At 58.3% G+C, this 956-nt stretch carries 1 protein-coding gene; it reads left to right on the forward strand.

From position 1 onward, the window contains the following. The coding region (locus SO139_RS46260; RefSeq protein WP_498542163.1) for an amidase at positions 1–954 on the forward strand (954 nt) is incomplete at its 5' end. Positions 955–956: the final 2 nt, after the last annotated feature.

Genomic DNA, 956 nt, shown 5'->3' on the forward strand with positions numbered 1-956 from the left:
GCTCATGGGAGTGATGGCGGCGGGTCAATTCGCATTCCTGCCGCCTGGTGCGGCCTTGTCGGATTGAATCCATCGCGCGGGCGTATTTCGGCCGGCCCGAACAACCAGGATAGGTCGTTCGGCTTTCCTCGCGAGTTTGTTCTGTGTCGAACTGTGCGCGATATGGCGGCGGCCCTGGATGTCTTTGGCGGCCCCCAACCGGGCGATCCCTTCATCATCGTCCAGCCGCACCGAACATATGTGGAGGAACTTTCGCAGCCCACCGGCACTCTCAGAGTGGGGGTTGCGCTGACTGAATGGGGGGCGGCCAAGGTCGAGCCAGAGATCCAACGGGCCGTCGAGAAGTCAGCTGCGCTTCTCGAGGAAATGGGGCATACGGTTACGGAGATCCCGCCGCCATACGAATCCGCCGAGTACTTTAAGATAATTCTGGATCCTGCCAGAAGGAAACTCAACGCCGATTCCCTTGAAAACGACGCACGAGCCATGGGGCGGCAGATTGATTCGAGCACCTTAGAGCCGTTTAGTCTCAAGGCTTATGACTCTGGCCGGATGAATCAAGCGGCTCATTTGGGAGACGTACTTGAAGCATTGCGGAGCATGCGGTTCCGCGTGGGCGAGGCGATCCATCCCTATGACATTCTACTGACTCCCACGATGCCAACCGTGGCAATGCCCCATGATAACATTTATCGCCCCACCAGCCCGACGCTCTCCGTAGAACAATTCATAGAAGGGTGCGACGCGCTTTATCCGTATTTACACGTCTTCAATGCCACCGGACATCCATCGGTGTCACTGCCTTTGGCGCAAAGTGCCGGTGGGCTGCCAATCGGCCTTCAAATCGTTGGCCGCTTTGGGGATGAGGCCACATTGGTCCGTATCGCACGCGATCTGGAGGAAGCTAGACCCTGGCGCCAACGGCGGCCAAGTATTCAGGCAGGAGCGGCCTGAAA

The sequence above is a fragment of the Bradyrhizobium sp. UFLA05-89 genome (assembly GCF_059803475.1).